The sequence below is a fragment of the Ralstonia sp. 25C genome, from assembly GCF_051904805.1.
In the GTDB taxonomy this organism is placed as follows: domain Bacteria; phylum Pseudomonadota; class Gammaproteobacteria; order Burkholderiales; family Burkholderiaceae; genus Ralstonia.
In genome coordinates this window covers 1,761,032-1,781,585 of record NZ_CP196738.1, presented here as the reverse complement: position 1 = coordinate 1,781,585, position 20,554 = coordinate 1,761,032, and the positions used below count along the sequence as shown (strand labels likewise).

The following is a 20,554-nucleotide window of genomic DNA, read 5'->3' as shown; positions in this document are numbered from 1 at the left end:
CCCTGCTGTACCCACACGCCCCGCCTGGCGTGAAACCCACCAGGCGGGAATGCACCCCGTGCCGACTAGCTAGCCCGCGCCGTCAGCCACTGGCTCGGGAGCAGCGGCGCACCGACGATGCGCATTTCGCCCAGGCTGCCGAAGAACCCGTTGCCCATGCTGCCGCCATACTGCGAGGCGCCGATGGCCATCTGCTGCGTGCTCGCCACGTAGCGGATACCGTCCATGCCGCTGTTGTTGCGCAGAATGGGGGCGCCCTCTACATACATCGTTGTGCTGCCCTTGCCGTCATTCACGATGGCAACGTGCAGCCACTGCCCCGCTGATACACCGCCCGACCAGCACGCAAGGTTCTGAGTGTTGTCGGTCGGCACGACCTCCCATTGGAATTCCATCAGGTTCGAAAACGCGAACATCGCCATGGTGTCGCCGGTGTCAACATCGCCGGGCCACGAGATGCCCGAGGCCGCGCTGCGTGCACCGAGGCGATACAGAATCCCCATCCACGCGTTGTTCTGCGCCGTCCAGGCAGCATCGATCTTGACGAACGCCTCGATGGTGTAGCCGTTGGCAAACGTTTGACTGTTCAGCGGCGAAGTGGCGTCGGTCGTGAAATACGAGCCCCTCGTCTGGTTGGCGTTCTTGAACTGCAGGCTGCCCGGCGCGGAAGACAGCGGGTGATGATCCTTGGACCACACCAGATCGCCCGCCTGCCCGCCCATCCATGTGTTCAGCGAGATGGGGTTCGCACCGCCCGACGTATCGCCCGGCACGGAGACGTCTTTGATCTGAAAGCCGGGCTGGTACGGAGACAGTGCCTCACCTTCAGCCGCCGCGCTGTTATAGAAGCGCCAATGCGCCAGCGTGTTTGCCACCACGGGGTAGTCGTTCGGGCCGGTGGCCGGCTTGCCGGGTTCCTGCGGCGGGTTGTGATAGTTCGCGAGGATCAGGCCCTTGGCCACGTCGGTCAGGCTGCCCGATACCGAACCGGCGGCGGGCTTGAATGCCGGGTTGAAGCCGGCAAAGCGCTTCGCGAAATTGATGTCGACCGAGAAGTTCTGGTTGTCCGCCGTGAGCCAAGCGGAATCAAACTGCGTGAGGCTCGCTTCTGGTTTGACAGGCACCCAGGGCGAGAACGAGCTGGCGATGATCTTGTTGTTCGTCAGGTCGAATTCGTACAGCCGCATCAGGCCGTTGCCGCCCATGTACGCCATCTGGTAATCGACGACCATGAACAGCACGTCGTTGCCGGCGGCGTTCTTCTTCGTCATCTTGCAGGCGCCGTGATAGTGCCCAGAGACAGCCATGAAGATCTGGTCGTTGTTCTTGATCAGCTTGTCCCAGAGGTAATTGGAATACGCCGTATCCACCGCCGTCACGGCATCGGGGCCAATGCCGGCAAGCTGATGACAGATCAGGATGACCGGAACACTCGGATTCTTCGCGATGACGGCATTGGCCCACGCAATTGCATCGTCCGACGCGCGCCACGACATCGACAGCACCAGGAACGCGTTCCCCTCGGCGTTGAAGACGTGGTACTCGTGGAAGCCCGAGCCATGGCGGCCACCGAAGGTCAACTGCTGCTGCGCCCGTGCGGTCGGAAACACCTTCAGATACGGCTCCAGCAAGCCTTGCCGGTGGCTGCCGCCGTCTTGGTAACCGTCGGTGTTATCAAACCCCGAGACGCCGACACCCCAGTCCGGCCCCCACTGCATGGACGACCCGATGGCGCCAACGTCGTGGTTGCCTGCGCAAATCGAGTAGTTGCAGCCGGCCTTCTCCAACACCTGCATCGCCTGGCTGGCAAGTTCCCATTCCTTCGTGACGGTACCGTTGCTCAGCTGGCCATTGCTCACCAAATCGGTACTGGCGCTCCACGGTGCGGAACCCTCCGAGCTGTAGTACCAGGACTGGTCGACGATATCGCCAAGGTGCGTCGTGAATGCAAGCTTCAGCGCCTTCGCGTTTTGCGCGATCCATTGCGTTTGCGCCTTGAACGGATTGTCGTATTGGCCGTTGATGGTGGGATAGTTCTTCTGATACAGCGCCCCCATCTTTCCAGACGCATAGCGCGGATAAAACTGCGTATCCGGCAACGCCGCCAGCGTGAACGACGACACCTGCTTTGGTGCGGCACCGGTGCCCGGTGTGTCCGTGCCTGGCGACGTGCCTGTGCCGGCGGAACCGGACCCCGTCGACGCGTCTTGCGTGGCCCCATCGCCGCAGCCGGCAAGCAAACCCGAAACGCCGACTGCAGTGGAAGCGAGCATCATGCGCAGCAATTGCCGGCGTTTCAGCTCAGGAACCGACGCTAGCGTATCCAGCGTAGCCTGCCGCTGGTCAGCCACATGCTTGGTTGACATCTTTCTCTCCGTAACGTTGTTAGCAACCCCAGAAAATGCCGTCCATCGTCTGGGTCAGCCAACGCCGAAAGAGAAATGAAGACGCCGTGGAACCTCGCCTCTCACCCGGAACAGGCCAACCGCTCCGAGTGCAAATGATCCGCAACCGCTTGATAGAGTCTCGGCGACGAATACTTTGATTCTTGCTTTTTATCTTTTAATGATTCGCATTGAACGGCGTTCGCATACTAGAGATCGCTTATGACAGAGACATGTCTTTAATGCACGCCTCGCCGATAAAACGCTAGTTCGTCAACGACGATTTAAGAAAAAGGATTTGAGGATATTTGAAGTTTCAGCCAAATAAACCGAGGCCAGCACGCCACACCGGGTCGCGCCTGCGACCGCTACTTTGGCATTCCGCCGGCTTTGAGCGCGGCAAGTCCGATCGCAGAGCGTGAGTCCACGCCAAGCTTCCGCATGATGTGCCCCACATGGGTGCGCACCGTCCAGTAACTGATGTTCAGAGCCAGTGCGATCTGCTTGTCAGACATACCCTTGAGCAGCAGATGGCAGACCTCCCCCTCGCGCAGCGTCACGCCAAACTGCTGCTGGAACCATGCAGATGAGCCGACGACCCGTGCGATGAGATGAACCTTGCACACCAGCCCGTGGTTGCCGTCCACCGGCCCGCGTTCCACGCAGAACCCAAACCCTTTCCATTGCCCGTGGGGCGATCCGTAGGTCGCCTCCAACACGTGTTGATAGAGTGCGTCGCGCTCGTCGACACTGAGTCCGGCTAAGAGGGCCCGCGCCTTGTCGTTCGGCCGTGGCGGAGACGTGCCTGCGAGCAGAAACGCCGGCACCTGCGTGTCGGCATCGGCCCCGCGCTGCTCGGTTTGTTGGATTGCGCGAAGATGTTGCGCGTTCAGCAGATGCGGCTTCAACAGCCTCAGCAACAACGTCTCACGATCGCCAAAACGCTTCTTGGGGTCGCTGGTGCTGAATCGATAGTCCAGCAGCATCCCGCGCGCATCCGGTAGGCGCAGGCTGATGCCCGGATACGCCTGATGCGGGCAGAGATAATCGGTGAAGTACTCCGACCGCCCCCACTCCGAGCGGCTGATCCTGCTCTCGATCACGATCGGTTCAAAGCTGTTTTGCAACAGCGGGGCGATCACGTTGACCGCGTGAAAGTGGTAGCGATACTCGATGCGCATACGCTGGTCTCGCCCCCACAATGCGCATGCCTGCGGCTGATAGTTGCCATCGCGATCCCACAGGAGGTGCGCCATGAGATCGACGTGCAGCAGCCTCCCCACCTTCTTGGCCAGTTCGGGGCGTTCAAGAGGGTTGTCGCTTGAGGGCTCATGAAGCTGCCCCGTGATGTCGAGCAACGCTCGTAAATCCGCTGTGGAGAGGTCCATCGATCGCTTCGTCGGCTTATCGCCGGTGTTGAGTCTGAGAGTCCATCTCTGTTATCCAGGCACGCGTATCAAGACAACAGGTATATCGGCGCAAACGGTACGGGCCTATAGCCAGTGTCTGTCGAAAGCCTGGGGGGCACCTAACGCACTGCCATCACGCTGACCATAGCTATCCATAGCGATGGTTGCTGGCGCCACCCTTTTGCGATAGTGCGCCTGCGGAGGGCTGCTTACCAGTTGCGAGCCGTCACTCCACCGCCTTGATTCACGTCGCACATTGCTTTTCGAAGGGGAACCCGCATGCAAGCGCGCACACGATCGTGTACCTGTCCGCCCGCCCCATGCGCCGCCGCCCTCCCATCCACCGCCATGGTGGCGCGCTGGGACGTGGTTCCCACATCGCTGGCCGTCATCTTTCTGGACGCATCGCTCCTCAACGACACGACGTGGATGCCTTCGCAGCCCACGTTGCAGGCGATGGCGCTGGAAGACATACAGCAAATGCTCAGCGGCGCATTGAAAGCACTCGCGCCTGCCACCGACGCGGAAGCTGCATTCACCGCATCGCCCACCATGCTGGAGCCCAAGCGCCTCACCCGCCGGCAATGCGACATCCTTCAGGAAGTGGCCAGCGGCCGCTCAAATTCCGAGATCGCGGAACGGCTGCATATCAGCGTCGAGACGGTCAAATCGCACATGCGCCAGCTGCTGATGCGGCTGGGCGCACGCAACCGCACGGAGCTGGCCACCATCTACCAACGCACCCGCAAGGATGAGCCGGGCGAAGCATCGTTTGGCGTAGTGCTCACCTCTGAAACGTTTTCGGCCTAAGCATAGATAACGTAAGACCGGCGTCGGAACCCCGCGCCTTCTCATGCGCGCAATATCCGCTCGCGCTGCCGCTCAGTACGGCTCGATGGCGCTCGTCACCACTTGGCCGATCGCCGCCCGTGATTCGATCCCGAGCTTGTCGAGCACCCGCCCCACGTGAACGCGCACAGTCCAGTAACTGATGTTCAGCGCCACGGCAATCTGCTTGTCAGACTGGCCACAGAACATCAGATGGCACACCTCGCTTTCACGCGTGGTCATCTGGAACCGTTGCTTGAACCAAGCCGCAGACCCCGCAGTATGCGCAAACAGATGCACGACTTTGGCGGGGCCACCGCTGGCCAGATCGACACGACGCTCCACGCACAGGTTGAAGCCGTTCCACCGAGCCTCGGCAGGCAACCCAGCCGCCACCCTCGACAGAATCATCAGCAGCGCTGTCTTCTGATACGGCTCCAGCACCGACAGCAATACCGACGCCTGGCGATTGGGCCGCGGCGGCTTGCCGGCGCGCAGCGTAAAGCTGGGGCTGACCCCGTCGTCACGGCCCACGCTGCGTAGTTCGTTGGCGATCCGATGCAGCCGGTGCGCGTTGATCAAATGCGGCTTGAGCAGATCCAGCAGGCGGACCTCCCGCTCGCCAAATTGCTTGCGCGGGTCGCTGGCACCAAACCGGTAATCGAGCAATACGCCGCCGGCATCTTCCAGATACATGCTGATGCCGGGATACGCCTCGTATTTGCAGAGGAAATCGCTGTAGTACTCCGATCGGCACAGCTCGCTTCGATCGACCAGATTGGCAACGATAAGTGGATCGGTCCGGCTGCGCAGCATGGGGGCGAATGGGTCGAGCGCATGGTAGTGCTCGCCGTACTCGGCATTCATGCGCGTATCGCGGCCCCACGTACCGCGCTGCTCCAGTTGCTGGCCGTGATCGCTCCATGCCAGGTGCACCATCACGTCAACGTTCAGCAGCGAGGCAAGCCCTCGCGTCAGGTCTGCGCGCTGCGTAAAACCTTCGTGCGATGACTCATGGAGGGACCCCGTCACCTCCAGCAGCATGCGTAGATCGTTCGTACTGAAACTCACCACTCCCACCCGCCAGCGGCTGCGCTCACGCAGAGCCGCTGCAACTTGCCTCGCCTGCCAACCCAACGTCGCCACCCACCTGCGCGTTGACGGCGCCATCCAGCAGGCGCCGCCGACAACACATAGGGTTTATTGCAGCGTGGCGCCGCCTCCACCCAGGTACTGACCCAGCAGGCGCGCGAACTGCCCACCGTCCGTGTTGATCGTGGTCTGGTACGAGCCACCCGAGCCAAAGACGATGGCGAACGTGTGACCGCTGCCGTACTCCTGCGTGTTGCGCAGCATGTAGTCGACACGGTTGTCGCGGTAGTGCTGGTTGGTACCGCCCGGCGTGCTGGACGGCACACCCAGCGGCGTCTGCCACCACAGAATGGGCAACCCGTTGCCCAACGCAGTCCGGTAATCCAGGTAGCTGTTTTGGGACTGATGGAAGTTGGGCGTGTTGACGTTGTTCTCGTCCCAATAGAACGTGCCGCCACGGCCCGTGCACTCCGCCACCGCAGCGAGCTCCAGGCAGCCGGCATCGCGGTCGCTGGTCTGCGCGACAATGAAATCGGCCAAGTGCGCGCCAGCCGCGCGCATTTCGCCACCCACCGCCGTCGGTGAGGCTGACCAGAACGCCGGTGGGAATCCAATCAGCGCCTTGGGCGCAATCTGACGCGCCATCTGCACCAGACACTGGCCGATACCGGCGGCGGTGTTGGGCAGGCTGCTGCATTCAGGCTGGCTGTTCACCACCGCAGGCATCTGCGTTGGATCATGGTTGGGAGCCTGCGCCGACACGTAGCCCCAGAAGTCGGGCTCCAGGTTGATCAGCACCGGCGCATTCAATGCAGCAATGCGTTGATACATCAATCGCGCCTGGCTCCAGTACGTGTTCATGAACGTCGCATCGGTGATGCCGCTCAGGTTGCCGTCACCGTTCTGGGCCATCTGGTAGAACGTGTACATCGGCGTTGCGCCATAGGCCTGCGCCGCCTGCGCGGTGTACGTGATGTACGCGCCATCGGGGCTGTTCCAGTAAGGCCAGGAGCCCGGCCCCGCGCCCACCAGGTAGACATCGACGATGTCCGGGCGAATGCCTTGGCTTTGCATGTCCGAAATCGATTGGCCCGAACCGAGCCCGACGAGCACGCGCGACGGCTTGCCCAGCTTGGCGACGAGCGCGGCGCTTGCCGAAGTGTTGGCGGTGCCGCCACCCGTGCTGCCCGTGCCACCGCCACCGGTACCACCGGTGCTGGTGCCGCCGCCCCCGCCGCTACCGTTTCCGCCTTGTGTTCCCGTACCGCTACCCGTGCTTGTCGTGCTGCCACTCTGCGCGCCATCGGTACCGCCGCCACCGCAGCCGAACAATGCCAGGGCAACTGCAGTCACCACGAGAAAGCGTCGCCCCGAAAGCACCCCGCCCCGCGAGCCCGCATCAAGGCCCGCTCCGGGCGCATTGCGCGCCCCGCCTACTGTTTTCATCTTTCCCGACCTCTTTTAATTCGTTTTTATTGAACTGCAGCACTACCGTGCGTTTGGCCCGAAAACATCCGGCCAAACGCCTCTTTCAACTTGCATGGACAACCCGCAATGCTAGCCCCCCGGCCCGCTTTGTCGGCATCCGATTCTAGGGTGGCCGCGCTGCACGGCACAAACACCATCTGGGTATAGGAAACCATACCGGCTCGGCATAACTCGACGGCAAACCGCAATAGCACGGTGGAGGTTGGCCGCCGCTAGGTCGATTCCAGTGAGAATCGGTATAGACGGATTCCAAATCCGCATCAGATTCAATGCGCCTGGGCAATGACACGTATGTCGTATCAATCCTGAATTTTTCTCAACTCTCCGCGATCGGCGCCGGCACGCTGATGAAACGCTCTATCCTTTCCGACCACCCCCCAATCTATCTAATAAGTCGGGTGTAAAAAGTACTCGGGGAGCATTCAAAATGAAAACACGATTCCATGGAGGAATTGGGCATTGGCACGTCCGTCGGTCGCTGACCGCAGCTGCCGCAGCAGCACTCTGGGCTGCCATGCCGGCAGCACACGCAGCCGAACTCGGCGTGCTGCATCTGCATTCAGGGATCGGCCAACCGCTTGATGCGGAAATCGATTTGATGGGCATACGCCCCGAAGACGCGCAAACCCTGGTGCTGCATCCGGGCGGACGCGAAGCCTACCAAGCGGCCGGCTTGCCTTATGGCGCAAGCACGACCTCGCTGCGTACGACATTGATACAGCGGCAAGACGGCAGCTATGCCGTTCACGTATCTTCAACCGTGCCGCATAGCGATCCGATTGCGGACGTCATCGTCGCCCTTGCTGGGCCAGGCGGCGAGCGCGTGGCTGCGTACACGGTGCTGCTCAGCCCACCGGGCAGGGCTGGCGCGCCGGACACCTTCCTGCAGACGCAGCGCAACGTCACACCCGCGTTGCGCGTGTCACCGGCCAGCAGCACCGCGGCGCAACGCGTCAACACCCCGCCGGTGACCACCGCATCTGCACCGGTGGCGATGACCGCATCGGCCAGCCAGCCCCGCGCACAGCAGCCGTCGACCACCACGACCACTTCGGCGAATTCAACCACTTCGGCCACGCCGCCCGCAAGCGAACGCGACGAAGCCACTGCCAGCACCTACACCATCAAGGCCGGCGACAGCCTCTCGGGCATCGCGTTGAACACCTCGCCGGATCAAAAGGACATCTCTTCCGGGCAAGCACAACTCGCGCTGTATCGGAACAATCCGCAGGCCTTCATTGGAGGGAACATCAACCAGCTGCGCGTGGGCGCCACGTTGCATTTGCCGTCGCAAGAACAAGCGCGTGCGGTCACACGCAGCGACGCCGATCGCCAGATCCGCGCACTAACGCAAGCCAATGCCGCCGCCCCAGTCGGCGCCAAACAGCCTCCGGAAACAGACGCATCAACGCACACGCAAGCGCGCCCGATACCCGCCGACGCGGCCGGCAAGGACACGCTGCGCCTGTCCGCCGCGGGCACGCAAGACCGAATGGCAGAGCAACTCAACGACGAACTGGTTGCGGCCAAGCAGAGGATCCGCGAGCTTGAATCGCGCCTCGCGCAGGTGGAGCAAAACGTGGCCGACATGCGGCGGCTTGCGGCGTTGAAGAGTGGAGCCACACCTGCCGCTGCGCAGGGATCGCCCAAGCCAGCGGACGATGCATCGGGCACGCCCCGCGTGGACGGCACGACGCTCGCCACCGATGAGACGCCGCTGTGGATGCGTGCCGACATCGTCGGCCCGGCGGTGGGTGTCTTGCTCGCCGCGTTGGCAGGGGCGCTGGTGTTCTACCGTGTGCGCATGCGCAAGGTGCAATCTGCGCTGACCACCATCTACACGCAGTTCAACGAGGGTGATCCGCTGACCGAACGCGGCCGCCCTCAACAGCGCAACGACCAGAAGGCAAAAGCCCAACGGGCCATACCGCGCAACGCAGTGACGACGCAGTAAGCGCGCCGCAGCCATCACCACCAATGCACCGCTACTCTGCGGTGCGGTCTGTCCCCTCGCCTGTCGCTGTTCAGCGCAGGCGGTGACGCATTCATTTCGCTTTCGCGCGATCGGCTTCGGTGCGACATCCACGCGCGCCGCGGCTCGCCCTTACAGTGCGGCCAGCTTGACCGCTGGCGCAGACCATTTCCCGATGCTGGATGCAATGGATGCGCCCCTTCAACACAGGCACTCAGCCGAATACCAAGGACCGATCATGAAAGCGAAATTCATTCTGACCGTGCTGCTCGCACTGGCCACCGCGACGGCGTTCTCGCCGGTTTACGCAGATGACATGATGGCCGCCCAGCAAGCCGGCAATGGCGGCGGCATGTCGTCGCAACAGCAAAGCAACGAGGATATGGCAGCAGCCCAGCGAGAGGGCGAGGCGGCTGGCATGGTGTGCCAGGGCTGCCACTAAAAAGACAAAAGCTGCGACCACCTTCGCGCGATGGTCGCAGCCCATTCGCCTACGCTCTCTGTCCGGTTGCAAACCGCAGCCGGACGGAGATCTGTCGATCCACCTCAGTTGCTATAGATCAGCCCGCGAGCGACACCATTGACGTAGATGCGGCCATACGTGTTCCAGTCGCCTACAACGACGGCGTTGCCCCCGAACTGGTGCGCGTCATCGTTGAAGCGCGACCACGTTGCGCCGCCATCGTCGGAGCGGAAGATGCCCCATTGGCCATTGACCGTGCCTTCCACGTAGACCGCGGCCGAGTACGGCGCGCCGGTTTGCGCCTTGCCCAGCGTGATATTCGTGGCGCCCAGCGTGCCGTTGGCAGTGGCAAACGCGTTGAGCTTGGTCCAGGTCGCGCCCGAGTCCAGCGAGTGGTACACGGCATTGCCGTCGGCCACCCAGATGTCGCCCTCGGCGTTCGGGTTCACCACCATCGACGTATCGCCCCAGGCATTCCAGGCCATGTTCGCGTTCACCGAGCCCTGGCTCAGCGTGAACGTGTGGCCAGCGTCGGTCGACACATAGACTTTGCCACGCTGCCAGCTCCAGCTTGCACCGCCCGAATCGAAGGCATAGACCTTGTTCGGGTTCTTGCGGTCCACGGCCAGGCGATACGCACGGAAGAAGCCGTTCCAGGTGGCGGTGAACGCCGGCAGGTTGGTTTGCGTCCAGCTCGCGCCATTGTTGGTGGTGTACGACGGCACCGAGTCTTGCGGCGCCCAGACCAGGTTGTTGCGCGACGTGACTGCCACGCTTTGCACTGGGCTCGAGCTGTTCGAGCCACCGTTAGGCATCGACGCGAACTGCGACCAGCTATTGCCGGAGTCGCCGGACCAGAAGGCCTTGACGACGGCACCGTTGGCGTTGTCGACGCCGGTGACCGCAATGTAGGACGGATCGGCCCACGCCATGTCGGCCGCATTGCCGCTGCTCCATCCGGGCATCGGCGCCCGCGTCGGCCGCGTCGCCAGGTCCGTGATCACCCACGCGCCGATGTCGCCAGCGGCGTTGATCAGCTTGTACTGCGCGCCGGCCGGCGGTGCGGCAGCGAACAGCGTAGCGGTCTCTTCCAGGTTGTTGACCTTGGGGCTCCAGGTTGGCGTGGCTGCCGAGGCGTTCGTGGTTTCGCAGATGCCGCCGCCGTGGATGTGCATGATGTGGTCGCGGTTGGCGGGGTCGATCGTGACACCCTCGATCCAGCCGCGGCACGTGTCGGACGTATGCGGCATGTTGGCCTCGACTTCGCGCCAGGTGGTGCCGCCATCATCGGACAGTTGAATTTGCTTGCTGCCGTCGCTCCAGCCTGTCATACCCACCGCAATGCGGGCGGTCGAGCCGGTGCCATAGACGGACAGACCGGCCATCCCCATGCTGGTGGAGCTGGTGAGTTGGGTCCAGGTGCTGTTGTTGCTGCCGCCGAACTTGTAGAGATAGCTGGGGCCGCTGCCGCCCTGCACCTGAGGCGCCGTCGGGCGGAACGTCATGTAGAAGGTGCCGTCGGACGTCTTCACCACGTGGGGGATGTCGTAATTGGCTACGTTGGGCGGAACCGCCACCGGCGCCCACGACGCACCGCCATTGGTGGACCGGTACAGCGTCGACGTCAGGCCTGCCGCCTGGGCGTAGTCGGAGGCGACGGTGGCCCAGATGATCCACGTCGGCTGCCCGGTCCCCTTGGATGGGGTATCGAACACGATTTGTTCGACGCCGATCGGGGTCCCACCGCCTGTCATCGTGGTGCTCGAGAAGCTCGTGACCTGACTCCATGTATGGCCCGAGTCCGTGCTCTTCCAGATACCGGCCCTGCGCGAGCCGAACATCAGCGTCGACGGATTCTGTGGGTCAACCGCCAGGCGTTCGCCGTAGCCCCGGGCGTTATCGTTGCCGCCCACCGCGAACGGCAGGTCGTAGTGCGTCCAGCTGTTGCCGCGGTCGCTCGAAATGTAGATGCGGCCGGGGGCGTTCTGACTCACCGTATCGCCGGTCATCATGTAGACCAGCTGGTCGTTGTTCGGGTCGAGGGCAATGCTCTCCACACCGTGGTACTGGCCTTCGCCGGCGCCGAAACCCAGACCGTCAGTGATGGGCGTCCACGCCGAGTTGGTCGCGTCCCAACGATAGGCGCCGCCAACATCGGTGCGTGCGTACAGCAGGCTCGCGTTGCTCGGGTGGTAGATCAGGCCCGTCACATAACCACCACCGCCCCATTTCACGCTGGTCCAGCTGGTGCCCTGCTGGGTGCTGGCGGGAGTGCCGCCGCTGTTCTTGCCCCCGCCGGTCTGGCCACCACTACCATTGTTCGCGCCTGTGGAACCACCACCGGTGCCGCCTTGCGTCCCAGTACCCATCGTGCTGCCGCTCTGCGTGCCATCGGAGCCACCACCGCAGCCAAATAGCACGCACGTCATTGCCGCGACAGCAATCCATCGCTGTTTCATTTTGCTCATTGATCCACCCGGTTTCTTTTTTGTCGTCAAACCTGCGGCTCTGCCGCACGAACCACCGCCACCCCCTGCTAAAGAGGGGTATCGAGATTTGTGCCGCCATTGAACACAGCCTGTCGACGCGCAGCAACCTTGAAGCAGATTTAGTGAGCTTTATTGAGAATATGCGTACCCAATCGTTCGTTTATGGCGCCACCGAATCTGCTTGTGGCGTGCGGGCGGGCGCGTTATTTCTTCTCGGCGTCCAGGCTCTTGGCGAACGTTGCAATCGCATCCGCCATCGCCGCAGGCTGTTCCGGCGCGAAGGCATGCCCGGCGTTGGGCACGACAACCACCGTCACACGATCGCCCAGCATCGATTTCAGTACCTGTGAGAACCGGCGCGGCGCCACGGCATCGTGCTCGGCCTGCAAGTCGAGGATCGGCGCAGTGCCGGCCGCAAAGTACGCGTCGACCGGGGTCACGTTGCGGGCATGCGATTCGGCCTCATGCGTCTCTTCGTGCCAACCATCGAGCCACACGCGTGGGTCATTGCCCGGCGCAAAGAACGCCTGACGCAGATATTCCAGGCGCTGCGCTTCCGACAGGTGCATGTCACCTGCACCGTCGATAGCCTTGCGCATCTCCGCGTTGATCGGTTTCTCGGCCGAGCCGGGCGGCACCTTGCCAGCGGACGCTGCCACCAGAACCACACCACGCACCAATTCGGGGCGATCCACGGCCACCATACGTGCCGGGAAATTGCCCCAGGCGTGGCCGACCACAACGGCCGGCCCTTGCTTTTCATGCTCGATCACCGCGGCAACGTCGGCAGCAAAGGCATGCATGTCGAGGTTGGCCATCGGCCCCTTGCTTTGACCAATGCCGCGCGGCTCCGGCCTCAGCACACGGAAGCCCTCGGTGACGAGCCTGTCTGCCACCTGATCGTAGTCGCGCCCCGAGCGGCCGAGCGACGGCAGAATGACGATCAGCGGGCCCTTGCCCTGCCGCATCACCTCAATCTGCACGTTGTTGTACTTGACCAGCTCCCGATCCATTTGACCGGCATCCGTAGCTGCCAGCGCAGAGAAGGAAAGCATGGCCGCTGCCAGTGCGGTGCAACCGTATTGGATCAATTTCATGGTGTTCTCCTTGGTATGGATGGGGCGACGACCCGGTTGCGCTTGTTTCAGGCAACAGTTGCCCCACGCGGCTGGATACCAACCGCGGCGCTTCAGACAACGACAGTGGATCGGCTTACTTGGCGGGAATCGGGTCGAGCCCGGTCTGAATCAGCTTGGCAGCGACTTCTGGCGAGCGCAGATACGTGATGAGCCCTTCGGCGGCCTGGCGGTCCTTGGCGTCTTTAGCCACCGCAACCGCAATCACGCTGGTCTTCTGCACCTCGGCCGGGAGCGGGCCCACATATTGGATACCGCTGAATGCGCGCAGCTCACTGATCTGCTGCAAGCCCAGATCCGCCTCGCCACGCTCGAGCGCGGAGCCGACCAGCTCCTTGCCGCGGATCAGCACGCTCTTGGCTTTCATCCGCTCGGCAATGCCTAGACGCTCGAACAGCGTGCCGGTGATGTAGGTGCCGCTTGCACCCTCGGAGAAGGCCACTGACTTGGCCGCCAGCAGTACGTTGCGCAGCTCGTCCACCGTGTGGATCGTTGGCACCGGCAAACCCTTGCGCACCGCCACGCCGACACCCGACCCGACTAGATCCACACGCGACTCCGGAATGAAGTGCCCCTGCTTGACCTGCTCCGTCAACGCGGTGCCGATCATGAAGCAGACGTCCATCGGCTCGCCGTTCTTGATGCGCATCGGCAGAGCATCGGGCGAGCTTCCGTAAGACGGACCCCACGCGATGATGAGATGGTTGCCCGACTGTCTCTCGTAGGCGGGTATGACCTGCTCGAACGCGGCATGCAATGCGCCGGTTGCCAGCACGTGAATATCGGCGGCCCAGGCGGCACCGGCGGCAGCGACCAACGGCACGGCACATAGCGTGCGCGCTGCAAACCGGCGCATCGCGGATTGAAATGGCATGTCTTGTCTCCTTGTTATGGGTGGGCGCCAGGAACAGCCGGTGCCTCAAAAATAGAGCCGCCGTGGGTTGTGGACCAGCACCGCTTGGGCAGCTTCGACGCCGCAGGCGTCTTGTATGAAGGCGAGCAGGCTGCTGTCGTCTGGCACGTCGCCTTTGATGTTGGGATGGGGCCAATCCGTGCCCCAGATAGCGCGGTCCGGCGCGGCTTGCACTAGGCGCCTGACCAGCGGCAAGGCGGCGTCCCATGGGGGGGCCGCGCCTTGCATGAGGCGGTCGACGCCCGACAGCTTGATCCACCGCTTGCTGTAGCGCAGATGGCGCTCCAGCGCGCGCACGGCAACTTCGTCCAGCGGATGTGTCGCATCCTGGCGCGCCATGTGGTCGATCACCAGCGGCACGTCCAGGTCTTCCCACGCGTCGAGCACAGGCAACAGTTGATCCAGTTGCCCATGCAGCAGCACGTGCCAGCCCATTGGCGCCACGCGTTCGGCAAGCTCGCGCAGATGGCCCAGATCTCGATCGCCTGGCAGGTGGCCCATGAAGTTGAAGCGGATGCCACGGACGCCGCCTTCATGCAGGTCGCGCAGGGTTTCGTCAGTCGTGGTGTGGTCGACCAGCGCGACGCCTCGGTAGCGCCCTTGCGTCATGGCCAGCGCTGCCAGCAGCGCGCCGTGATCAGACTGGTAGCACGCCGCCTGCACCAGCACGCCGTGCGTGACACCCAGTTGCGCATGCAGCGCAAGCAACTGCGTCATGGGCGCTTCCGCTGGGCGATACGAGGCATCGGCCGGCAGCGGAAACGCATCCCAGGGCCCGTAGATGTGCGTGTGGCAATCCCACATGCCGCCGTTCAGTGTGCCTTGCATGATCAGTCGCACCGTGCCGTCATGCCGCCGTCGACCACGACTTCCGTGCCGGTGACAAAGCGCGCCTCGTCAGACGCCAGGAACAGCGAGGCATGCGCGGTGTCGCGCCCATCGCCCATGAAGCCGAGCGGAATGCGGGCAAGGCGGCTTTCCAGCAGCTTGTCGACATCGCCGCCAGAGCGCTGGCCCGCCAGGCGCGCTTCCACCATGGGCGTATGCAATTGCCCCGGCACCACGGTATTCACGCGGATGCCCTTCTTCGCATACTCCACCGCCACCACCTTTGAGAGCTGGATCACACCGGCCTTGCACGCTGCATACGCCACTTGCGCCGACCCCGTCCAGCGAATCCCCGACGTGGATGCCGTGTTGACGATGGCACCGCTGCCCTGCGCCTCCATCACCGGCAGCACGTGCTTGCAGGTGAGGTACACGCTCTTGAGGTTGAACGCGACCTGTGCGTCCCATTTGTCCTCCGACAACGCCACGGGGCCGCCAGCAGCAGAGCCACCCACGTTGTTCACCAGGATGTCCACCCGGCCGTACTGTTCGACACAGGCATCCACCATCGCCTTCACGGCGGCGGTGTCGGTCACATCGCAGGTGTACGGCGTGACATCGCCACCGGCCTCGCGCACGCGGCGCAGCGTTTCTTCCATGGCCTCCATGCTCTTGTCGACGGCGAAGATGCGCGCCCCCGCCATCGCAAACAGCACGGCCACGGCGCGGCCATTGCCCCAGCCGGGGCCGACGCAGCCTGCGCCGGTCACGATGGCGACCTTGCCGGCCAAACGGCCCGCGGCCGTGGCTTGTTCAAATTCAATCGTTGCTTGCACGGTGTGTTCCTTATGGCTTATTGCAGATGCGTCGGCAGTTCCGGCATAGCGCCCGCGGGCGGCGGCACATTGAATGCCTTGATGGTCATGGAGATGAGCGTGTAATAGCCGGCAATGCCGACCAGATCGACCACGCCGTCCTGCCCGATGGCGTCCACCAGTTCGGCGTACAGGCCGTCATCCACCTCGCGCCTAGCATGCAGTTGTGTGAGGAAGGCGAAGACGAGTGCCTCGTCACGCAGCTCAAATACCGGGTTCATGCCGTCGCGGATGGCATCGATCACCGCAGGCGACACGCCGGCCTCCAGCGCGAACGGCTTGTGCGCGGCCCATTCGTATTCCGCCAGCCAGTAGCGGCCCATGAAAAGGATGGCCAGTTCGGACAAGCGCGGTGGCAGGCTGCTGTCGTAGCGGCAGTAGCGTCCGAGTGCTTGGGCGCGGTCCGCCAGCAGCGGGCGATGCAGCCAGACAGCGAGTGGGCCTCGCACACCCTTGCGGGGGCCATTGGCGATGGCGTCGTACACGGCGCGCTGGTCGGCGTCCAGCGCATCAGGATTGAGGGCGGGAATGCGTTGCATGTGGGGAGTGCTCGGTGATGGCTCAGTGAGTGAGTGCGTCTTGCGCAACCGCAGCCTGTGCGGCGGGCTTCTGTAGCTTGAGGAGGGACGAACGGGCTTGGCCGCCGGTCTCGCGGTGGAAGGCTTCCGCGTCGAACGCGCCTTCCCAGCGGGCAATGGCGAACACGGCCATGGTGTTGCCCACCACGTTGACGAGTGCTGTGGCGATGGCCATCACGCGGTCGATGCCAAACAGCAAACCCAAACCGGCCACGGGCAGCGAGCGCACCGATTGCAGCGTGGCCGCCAGCTTGACGAACGCCCCGCCGGCCACCGTGGTGCCCCCCTTGGAGGTCAGGCTAAGAATGGCGAGCAACCCTAACTGCTGCCAAAGCGAGAATGGCGTATCCGTCGCCTGCGCAATGAACCCCACGGCGATGGCCATGTAGATCGACGTGCCATCGAGGTTGAAGCTGTAGCCGGCGGGCAGCACGAAACCGACCACCGCTTCATCGCAACCGGCGCGCTGCAGCTTCTCCACCAGACGTGGGAACGCCACCTCGCTCGATGCGGTGCCGAAGATCAGCAGGATCTCGTCACGAATCAGCCTGAGCACGCTGAAGTACGGCAGGCCGATCGTCCAGCTGATCGTGCTGAGCACGCCGAACACGAACAGCAGCGACGCGGCGTAATACAGCACGATGACCTTGAGCAGATACAGCAGCGTCAAACCACCGTAGCTACCCACTGCCGCTGCCATGGCACCAAACGCGCCCAGCGGTGCCAGCTTCATGATGAAGCCGAGCATGCGGAACAGCACCGTCTGCGCCTCGTCAATGCCGCGCAGCAGAGCAGAGTCCGGCCCCACCGACAGGTTGAGTGCCAGGCCTGCCAGGATCGAGATGATCAGCACCTGCACGATGTCGCCCTTGGCAAACGCATCGACCAACGTGTGTGGAATCAGGCTGAGCAGGTAATTGACAGCAGAGATGCCGCCAGCGTTGGCTGTGGCCTTCACGGCATCCGCGCTTTCCCCAAGGTTGGTGGCATGCAGCCCCACGCCCGGCTCGAACACGTTGACCAGCACAAACCCCAGCACCATGGCCACCGTGCTGACCACTTCAAAGTACAGCAGCGATTTCACCCCCATGCGGCCCAGCATGCGCAGGTCACGCACATGCGCCAGGCCCTGCACCAGCGTGCAGAAGATGATGGGGGCCAGCATCATCTTGAGCAGCGCGATGAACGCCTGCCCGATGGGTTTCATGGCGATGGCCCATTGCGGCGCAACGATGCCAAGGACGACTGCACACGCCAGGCCGATCAAGACCTGCACGTACAGCTTCTTCAGGTGTTTCATGGTGTCTCCTGCGTCCAGTCGTTCAGGGGCCTGCCCAAGGAATTGGGCCGACATCCTGGCTGGACTTATTTGCTTGAAAGCTGCCGTCACTGACGACGGGAACCGCAAGGGTTGAGGTGCCGCGTGGGCTGTCTCCGGGGCAAATCCATCGATTTGCTATTTACGGAAAGCATAGATTGACGGTCTTTTCTTGACAAAGACCAAGTGAACATACAAAGCTATGCCGATCCGGTATAGATCAACATAGGTATGGACATCCGCGAACTCAAAAGCTTCATCCGCGTGGCGCGTGCTGGCAGCTTCAGCCGCGCTGCGGCCGAGCTCTATATCGCGCAACCGGCGTTGAGCCGGCAGATTGCAAAGCTGGAAGCGGAGATTGGCGTGCCGTTGCTCGTGCGGCACGGCCGAGGCGTGCGGCTGACTGCTGCGGGGTCACGCTTGCTGGAGCGCGCCGAGATGATCACGCACCTGCTGAGCGAAACCAGCGAAGACGTGCGCGCCAGCGCCGACGAAGAGCGCGGTCACCTGGCAGTCGGTCTGCCGCCGACGATGGGCGCGCTGATTGGCGCCGAGCTGGTTCAGGATTTCTGCGCCCAGTGGCCGCAGGTATCGCTCCATGTGCGCGAGGGTCTGAGCGGTTCGCTGCAGGAATGGGTGCTGGATCGCCGAGTCGATCTGGCCGTGGTCTATAACCAGCCGCCGCTGGATACCTTCAACGTGCGCCCGCTCTTTAGCGAGCCCATGATCCTCGTGGGCCCGCCCGGCACCGACTCTGGCACCGAAGCCGGCAAGCGCGAATACCCGATCCGCGACCTGGCCAGCGTCCCGCTCATCCTGCCGGGGTTGCCGCACAGCAATCGACGCTTGATCGAACAGGCCGCCATTCAACACGGTGTACGTCTGCGCGTTGCGCTGGAGGTGGACAGCGTAGCGCTCACCAAGCAATTGGTGAAAGCCGGTGTGGGGTATTCCATCCTCACCTACATCGCCATCCAGGAGGAAATCGCGCGTGGTGAACTCGTGGCGCATCGCATCGGCCGCCCGGGCATCCGGTCGAGCGTGGCGATCACCACCCTGCGCGAGAATCCGCCCTCGCGCTTCGCCGCCGCCTGGACCAGCCTGCTGCAGAGCAAGCTGAAGCGATTCATCGCCACGGAACCATGGAAGGCCGATGTGGTCTGGCCGAGCGACGCGGCCCCCTAGTCGCTAACACGACCGATGCGCCGCGTCGTGACTGCAGCAATCAGACCGACAGGCAAAGCTTGCCGAAATGCTTGCCCGCCGCCTGATGGGCAAACGCCTGGGCAATCTCGTCCAGCGGGAACGTCTGGTCGATCACGGGCTTCATGCCGGTGGCCTCAATGGCACGCACCATGTCTTGCTGGTGGCGGCGGCTACCGACAATCAACCCCTGCAGCGTCTGGTGACGGCGCATCAGCTCGACCGTGGGCAATGCACCCTCAATGCCGGTCAGCACGCCAATCAACGCAATATGCCCGCCCGTGCGGCAAGCACGAATCGACTGCGCCAGCGTATCCGGCCCACCCACTTCGATGACCTGATCGACCCCGCGGCCCTGGGTGACTTCGAGCACCTTGGCCGCCCAGTCCGCGTCGCGGCGGTAGTTGATCGTGTGATCCGCGCCGAGCGCACGCACGCGCTCCAGCTTTTCGTCGGATGACGACGTGGCAATCACGCTCGCGCCCATCAGCTTGGCAAACTGCAGCGCAAAGATCGACACGCCACCCGTGCCGAGCACAAGCACGGTATCGCCTGCCTTGATGCGCGCATCCACAACAAGGGCGCGCCAGGCAGTCAGCCCTGCCGTCGTGAGCGTTGCCGCTTCGGCATGGGTGTAGCCGCGCGGCGCATGCGTGAACCACTGGGCAGGGCGGACCACGTATTCGCAGGCGTAACCGTCCACGCCGTCGCCAGGCACGGTCTGGAAATCGGACAGCGTTGCGCCGCCGTCCAGCCAGGTCGGGAAGAACGTCGACACGACGCTGTCGCCCACGGCGAATTCGTCCACGCCTTCGCCAACCGCTTCGACGATGCCGGCACCGTCCGACATCGGAATGCGGCCGTCCGCAGTTGGCATCCGGCCGAGGACGACGCCCAGGTCATGGAAGTTCAACGAGCTGGCGTGGATGCGCACGCGGATCTCGCCCGCACGGGGCTGGCCGGGATCAGGCAAATCAACACGTTGGAGATGGTCGAGGCCAGCGGGCTGGCGCAGGGTAATGGCTTTCATGCGGAATATTCCTCTGTGACGTGACAAGGCCACCGCAACACTGCGGCGATTGCGGGCATTGTCGAGGCGTACGTCGCTTACCGCAAGAACGTACAATTTTCACCAGTACGATCATTTTTGTAGGTATCAACCCATGCGACTCAAACGTCTGGATGGCAAGAGCGGCTGCTCTGTGGAAGTCACGCTGTCGGTCATCGGCGGGGTGTGGAAGCCCGTGATCCTGTTCCACCTTCTGCCCGGCAAGAAGCGCTTCATGGAGCTGACGCGGCTGATTCCCAATGCGACACAGCGCATGCTGACGCTGCAATTGCGCGAGTTGGAGGCCGACGGCGTCATCGTGCGGGAGGTCTATCCCCAGGTGCCGCCCAAGGTGGAATATGCGCTGACCCCGTTGGGCGAATCGCTCGCCCCGGTGCTGATCAGCCTGCGTGAATGGGGGGAGTCGTATCGCGCACGCGGGATGGGGCAGACGCAGGAACAAGAACAGGGTCGCCAGCAGCCCGAGGTGGCCTGCGTTTAGCGGTGGGCCGGTCGGCAGCCGTCGCGTT

General features: G+C 63.2%; 17 protein-coding genes. 5 read left to right on the top strand and 12 right to left on the bottom strand.

Going from position 1 to position 20,554, the window contains the following annotated elements:
* Positions 1–65: 65 nt before the first annotated feature.
* The gene (locus ACS7SF_RS26480) at positions 66–2,366 is read right to left on the bottom strand and encodes a LamG-like jellyroll fold domain-containing protein (RefSeq protein ID WP_439893429.1); all 2,301 of its coding nucleotides are present in this window, start codon (positions 2,364–2,366) and stop codon (positions 66–68) included.
* 386 nt (positions 2,367–2,752) lie between these two features.
* Entirely contained in the window at positions 2,753–3,772 is a 1,020-nt protein-coding gene (locus ACS7SF_RS26475; protein ID WP_439893428.1) for a response regulator transcription factor, read from the bottom strand.
* A gap of 300 nt (positions 3,773–4,072) precedes the next feature.
* Here ACS7SF_RS26475 and ACS7SF_RS26470 point away from each other — a divergent pair, with 300 nt between their 5' ends.
* Entirely contained in the window at positions 4,073–4,603 is a 531-nt protein-coding gene (locus ACS7SF_RS26470; RefSeq protein WP_439893427.1) for a response regulator transcription factor, read from the top strand.
* Positions 4,604–4,675: 72 nt separating this feature from the next.
* Here ACS7SF_RS26470 and ACS7SF_RS26465 read toward each other — a convergent pair whose 3' ends face one another.
* A complete protein-coding gene (locus ACS7SF_RS26465) occupies positions 4,676–5,692 on the bottom strand; it encodes a helix-turn-helix transcriptional regulator (protein WP_439893426.1) in 1,017 nt (338 codons plus the stop codon).
* A 129-nt stretch (positions 5,693–5,821) separates the two neighbouring features.
* Positions 5,822–7,066 carry a hypothetical protein gene (locus ACS7SF_RS26460; protein ID WP_439893425.1) on the bottom strand — a complete coding sequence of 415 codons (1,245 nt, stop codon included), beginning with the start codon at positions 7,064–7,066 and terminating at the stop codon, positions 5,822–5,824.
* A 649-nt stretch (positions 7,067–7,715) separates the two neighbouring features.
* Between ACS7SF_RS26460 and ACS7SF_RS26455 the strand changes: the two genes are divergently transcribed.
* Complete coding sequence (locus tag ACS7SF_RS26455) at positions 7,716–9,155, top strand: type IV pilus assembly protein FimV (protein ID WP_439893424.1); 1,440 nt, start codon at positions 7,716–7,718, stop codon at positions 9,153–9,155.
* 256 nt (positions 9,156–9,411) lie between these two features.
* On the top strand, positions 9,412–9,615 hold the full coding sequence (locus ACS7SF_RS26450) for a hypothetical protein (protein WP_439893423.1): 204 nt from the start codon (positions 9,412–9,414) through the stop codon (positions 9,613–9,615).
* Positions 9,616–9,719: 104 nt separating this feature from the next.
* Here the strand turns inward: ACS7SF_RS26450 and ACS7SF_RS26445 are convergent, their stop codons facing one another.
* The 7 genes from ACS7SF_RS26445 to ACS7SF_RS26415 all read right to left on the bottom strand — a co-directional run bounded on the left by ACS7SF_RS26445 (position 9,720) and on the right by ACS7SF_RS26415 (position 17,755).
* A complete protein-coding gene (locus tag ACS7SF_RS26445; protein ID WP_439893422.1) occupies positions 9,720–12,095 on the bottom strand; it encodes a dockerin in 2,376 nt (791 codons plus the stop codon).
* Between the two features lie 233 nt (positions 12,096–12,328).
* On the bottom strand, positions 12,329–13,222 hold the full coding sequence (locus ACS7SF_RS26440; protein WP_439893421.1) for an alpha/beta fold hydrolase: 894 nt from the start codon (positions 13,220–13,222) through the stop codon (positions 12,329–12,331).
* A 115-nt stretch (positions 13,223–13,337) separates the two neighbouring features.
* On the bottom strand, positions 13,338–14,135 hold the full coding sequence (locus ACS7SF_RS26435) for a substrate-binding domain-containing protein (RefSeq protein WP_439893420.1): 798 nt from the start codon (positions 14,133–14,135) through the stop codon (positions 13,338–13,340).
* 45 nt (positions 14,136–14,180) lie between these two features.
* Positions 14,181–15,002, bottom strand: coding sequence for an amidohydrolase family protein (locus ACS7SF_RS26430; protein ID WP_439893419.1), 822 nt, complete (start codon positions 15,000–15,002; stop codon positions 14,181–14,183).
* Positions 15,003–15,004: 2 nt separating this feature from the next.
* A complete protein-coding gene (locus ACS7SF_RS26425; RefSeq protein ID WP_439893418.1) occupies positions 15,005–15,838 on the bottom strand; it encodes an SDR family NAD(P)-dependent oxidoreductase in 834 nt (277 codons plus the stop codon).
* Between the two features lie 17 nt (positions 15,839–15,855).
* Positions 15,856–16,416, bottom strand: a complete 561-nt coding sequence (locus tag ACS7SF_RS26420; RefSeq protein WP_439893417.1) for a carboxymuconolactone decarboxylase family protein — start codon at positions 16,414–16,416, stop codon at positions 15,856–15,858.
* A 22-nt stretch (positions 16,417–16,438) separates the two neighbouring features.
* Positions 16,439–17,755 carry a cation:dicarboxylate symporter family transporter gene (locus ACS7SF_RS26415; RefSeq protein ID WP_439893416.1) on the bottom strand — a complete coding sequence of 439 codons (1,317 nt, stop codon included), beginning with the start codon at positions 17,753–17,755 and terminating at the stop codon, positions 16,439–16,441.
* Between the two features lie 249 nt (positions 17,756–18,004).
* Between ACS7SF_RS26415 and ACS7SF_RS26410 the strand changes: the two genes are divergently transcribed.
* Positions 18,005–18,958, top strand: coding sequence for a LysR family transcriptional regulator (locus tag ACS7SF_RS26410; RefSeq protein WP_439893415.1), 954 nt, complete (start codon positions 18,005–18,007; stop codon positions 18,956–18,958).
* 40 nt (positions 18,959–18,998) lie between these two features.
* On the opposite strand, the gene ACS7SF_RS26405 is transcribed toward ACS7SF_RS26410, so the two are convergent.
* A complete protein-coding gene (locus ACS7SF_RS26405) occupies positions 18,999–20,006 on the bottom strand; it encodes a zinc-dependent alcohol dehydrogenase family protein (protein ID WP_439893414.1) in 1,008 nt (335 codons plus the stop codon).
* A 133-nt stretch (positions 20,007–20,139) separates the two neighbouring features.
* On the opposite strand from ACS7SF_RS26405, the gene ACS7SF_RS26400 reads away from it, so the two are divergent.
* Positions 20,140–20,526, top strand: coding sequence for a winged helix-turn-helix transcriptional regulator (locus tag ACS7SF_RS26400; RefSeq protein WP_439893413.1), 387 nt, complete (start codon positions 20,140–20,142; stop codon positions 20,524–20,526).
* Positions 20,527–20,554: the final 28 nt, after the last annotated feature.

What these genes read in the sequence shown, in the direction of transcription:
- ACS7SF_RS26415 (WP_439893416.1), bottom strand. Translation starts at nt 17,755, where the DNA reads ATGAAACACCTGAAGAAGCTGTACGTGCAGGTCTTGATCGGCCTGGCG.
- ACS7SF_RS26420 (WP_439893417.1), bottom strand. Translation starts at nt 16,416, where the DNA reads ATGCAACGCATTCCCGCCCTCAATCCTGATGCGCTGGACGCCGACCAG.
- ACS7SF_RS26410 (WP_439893415.1), top strand. Translation starts at nt 18,005, where the DNA reads ATGGACATCCGCGAACTCAAAAGCTTCATCCGCGTGGCGCGTGCTGGC.
- ACS7SF_RS26440 (WP_439893421.1), bottom strand. Translation starts at nt 13,222, where the DNA reads ATGAAATTGATCCAATACGGTTGCACCGCACTGGCAGCGGCCATGCTT.
- ACS7SF_RS26405 (WP_439893414.1), bottom strand. Translation starts at nt 20,006, where the DNA reads ATGAAAGCCATTACCCTGCGCCAGCCCGCTGGCCTCGACCATCTCCAA.
- ACS7SF_RS26480 (WP_439893429.1), bottom strand. Translation starts at nt 2,366, where the DNA reads ATGTCAACCAAGCATGTGGCTGACCAGCGGCAGGCTACGCTGGATACG.
- ACS7SF_RS26450 (WP_439893423.1), top strand. Translation starts at nt 9,412, where the DNA reads ATGAAAGCGAAATTCATTCTGACCGTGCTGCTCGCACTGGCCACCGCG.
- ACS7SF_RS26400 (WP_439893413.1), top strand. Translation starts at nt 20,140, where the DNA reads ATGCGACTCAAACGTCTGGATGGCAAGAGCGGCTGCTCTGTGGAAGTC.
- ACS7SF_RS26455 (WP_439893424.1), top strand. Translation starts at nt 7,716, where the DNA reads ATGCCGGCAGCACACGCAGCCGAACTCGGCGTGCTGCATCTGCATTCA.
- ACS7SF_RS26470 (WP_439893427.1), top strand. Translation starts at nt 4,073, where the DNA reads ATGCAAGCGCGCACACGATCGTGTACCTGTCCGCCCGCCCCATGCGCC.
- ACS7SF_RS26430 (WP_439893419.1), bottom strand. Translation starts at nt 15,002, where the DNA reads ATGCAAGGCACACTGAACGGCGGCATGTGGGATTGCCACACGCACATC.
- ACS7SF_RS26435 (WP_439893420.1), bottom strand. Translation starts at nt 14,135, where the DNA reads ATGCCATTTCAATCCGCGATGCGCCGGTTTGCAGCGCGCACGCTATGT.
- ACS7SF_RS26475 (WP_439893428.1), bottom strand. Translation starts at nt 3,772, where the DNA reads ATGGACCTCTCCACAGCGGATTTACGAGCGTTGCTCGACATCACGGGG.
- ACS7SF_RS26445 (WP_439893422.1), bottom strand. Translation starts at nt 12,095, where the DNA reads ATGAAACAGCGATGGATTGCTGTCGCGGCAATGACGTGCGTGCTATTT.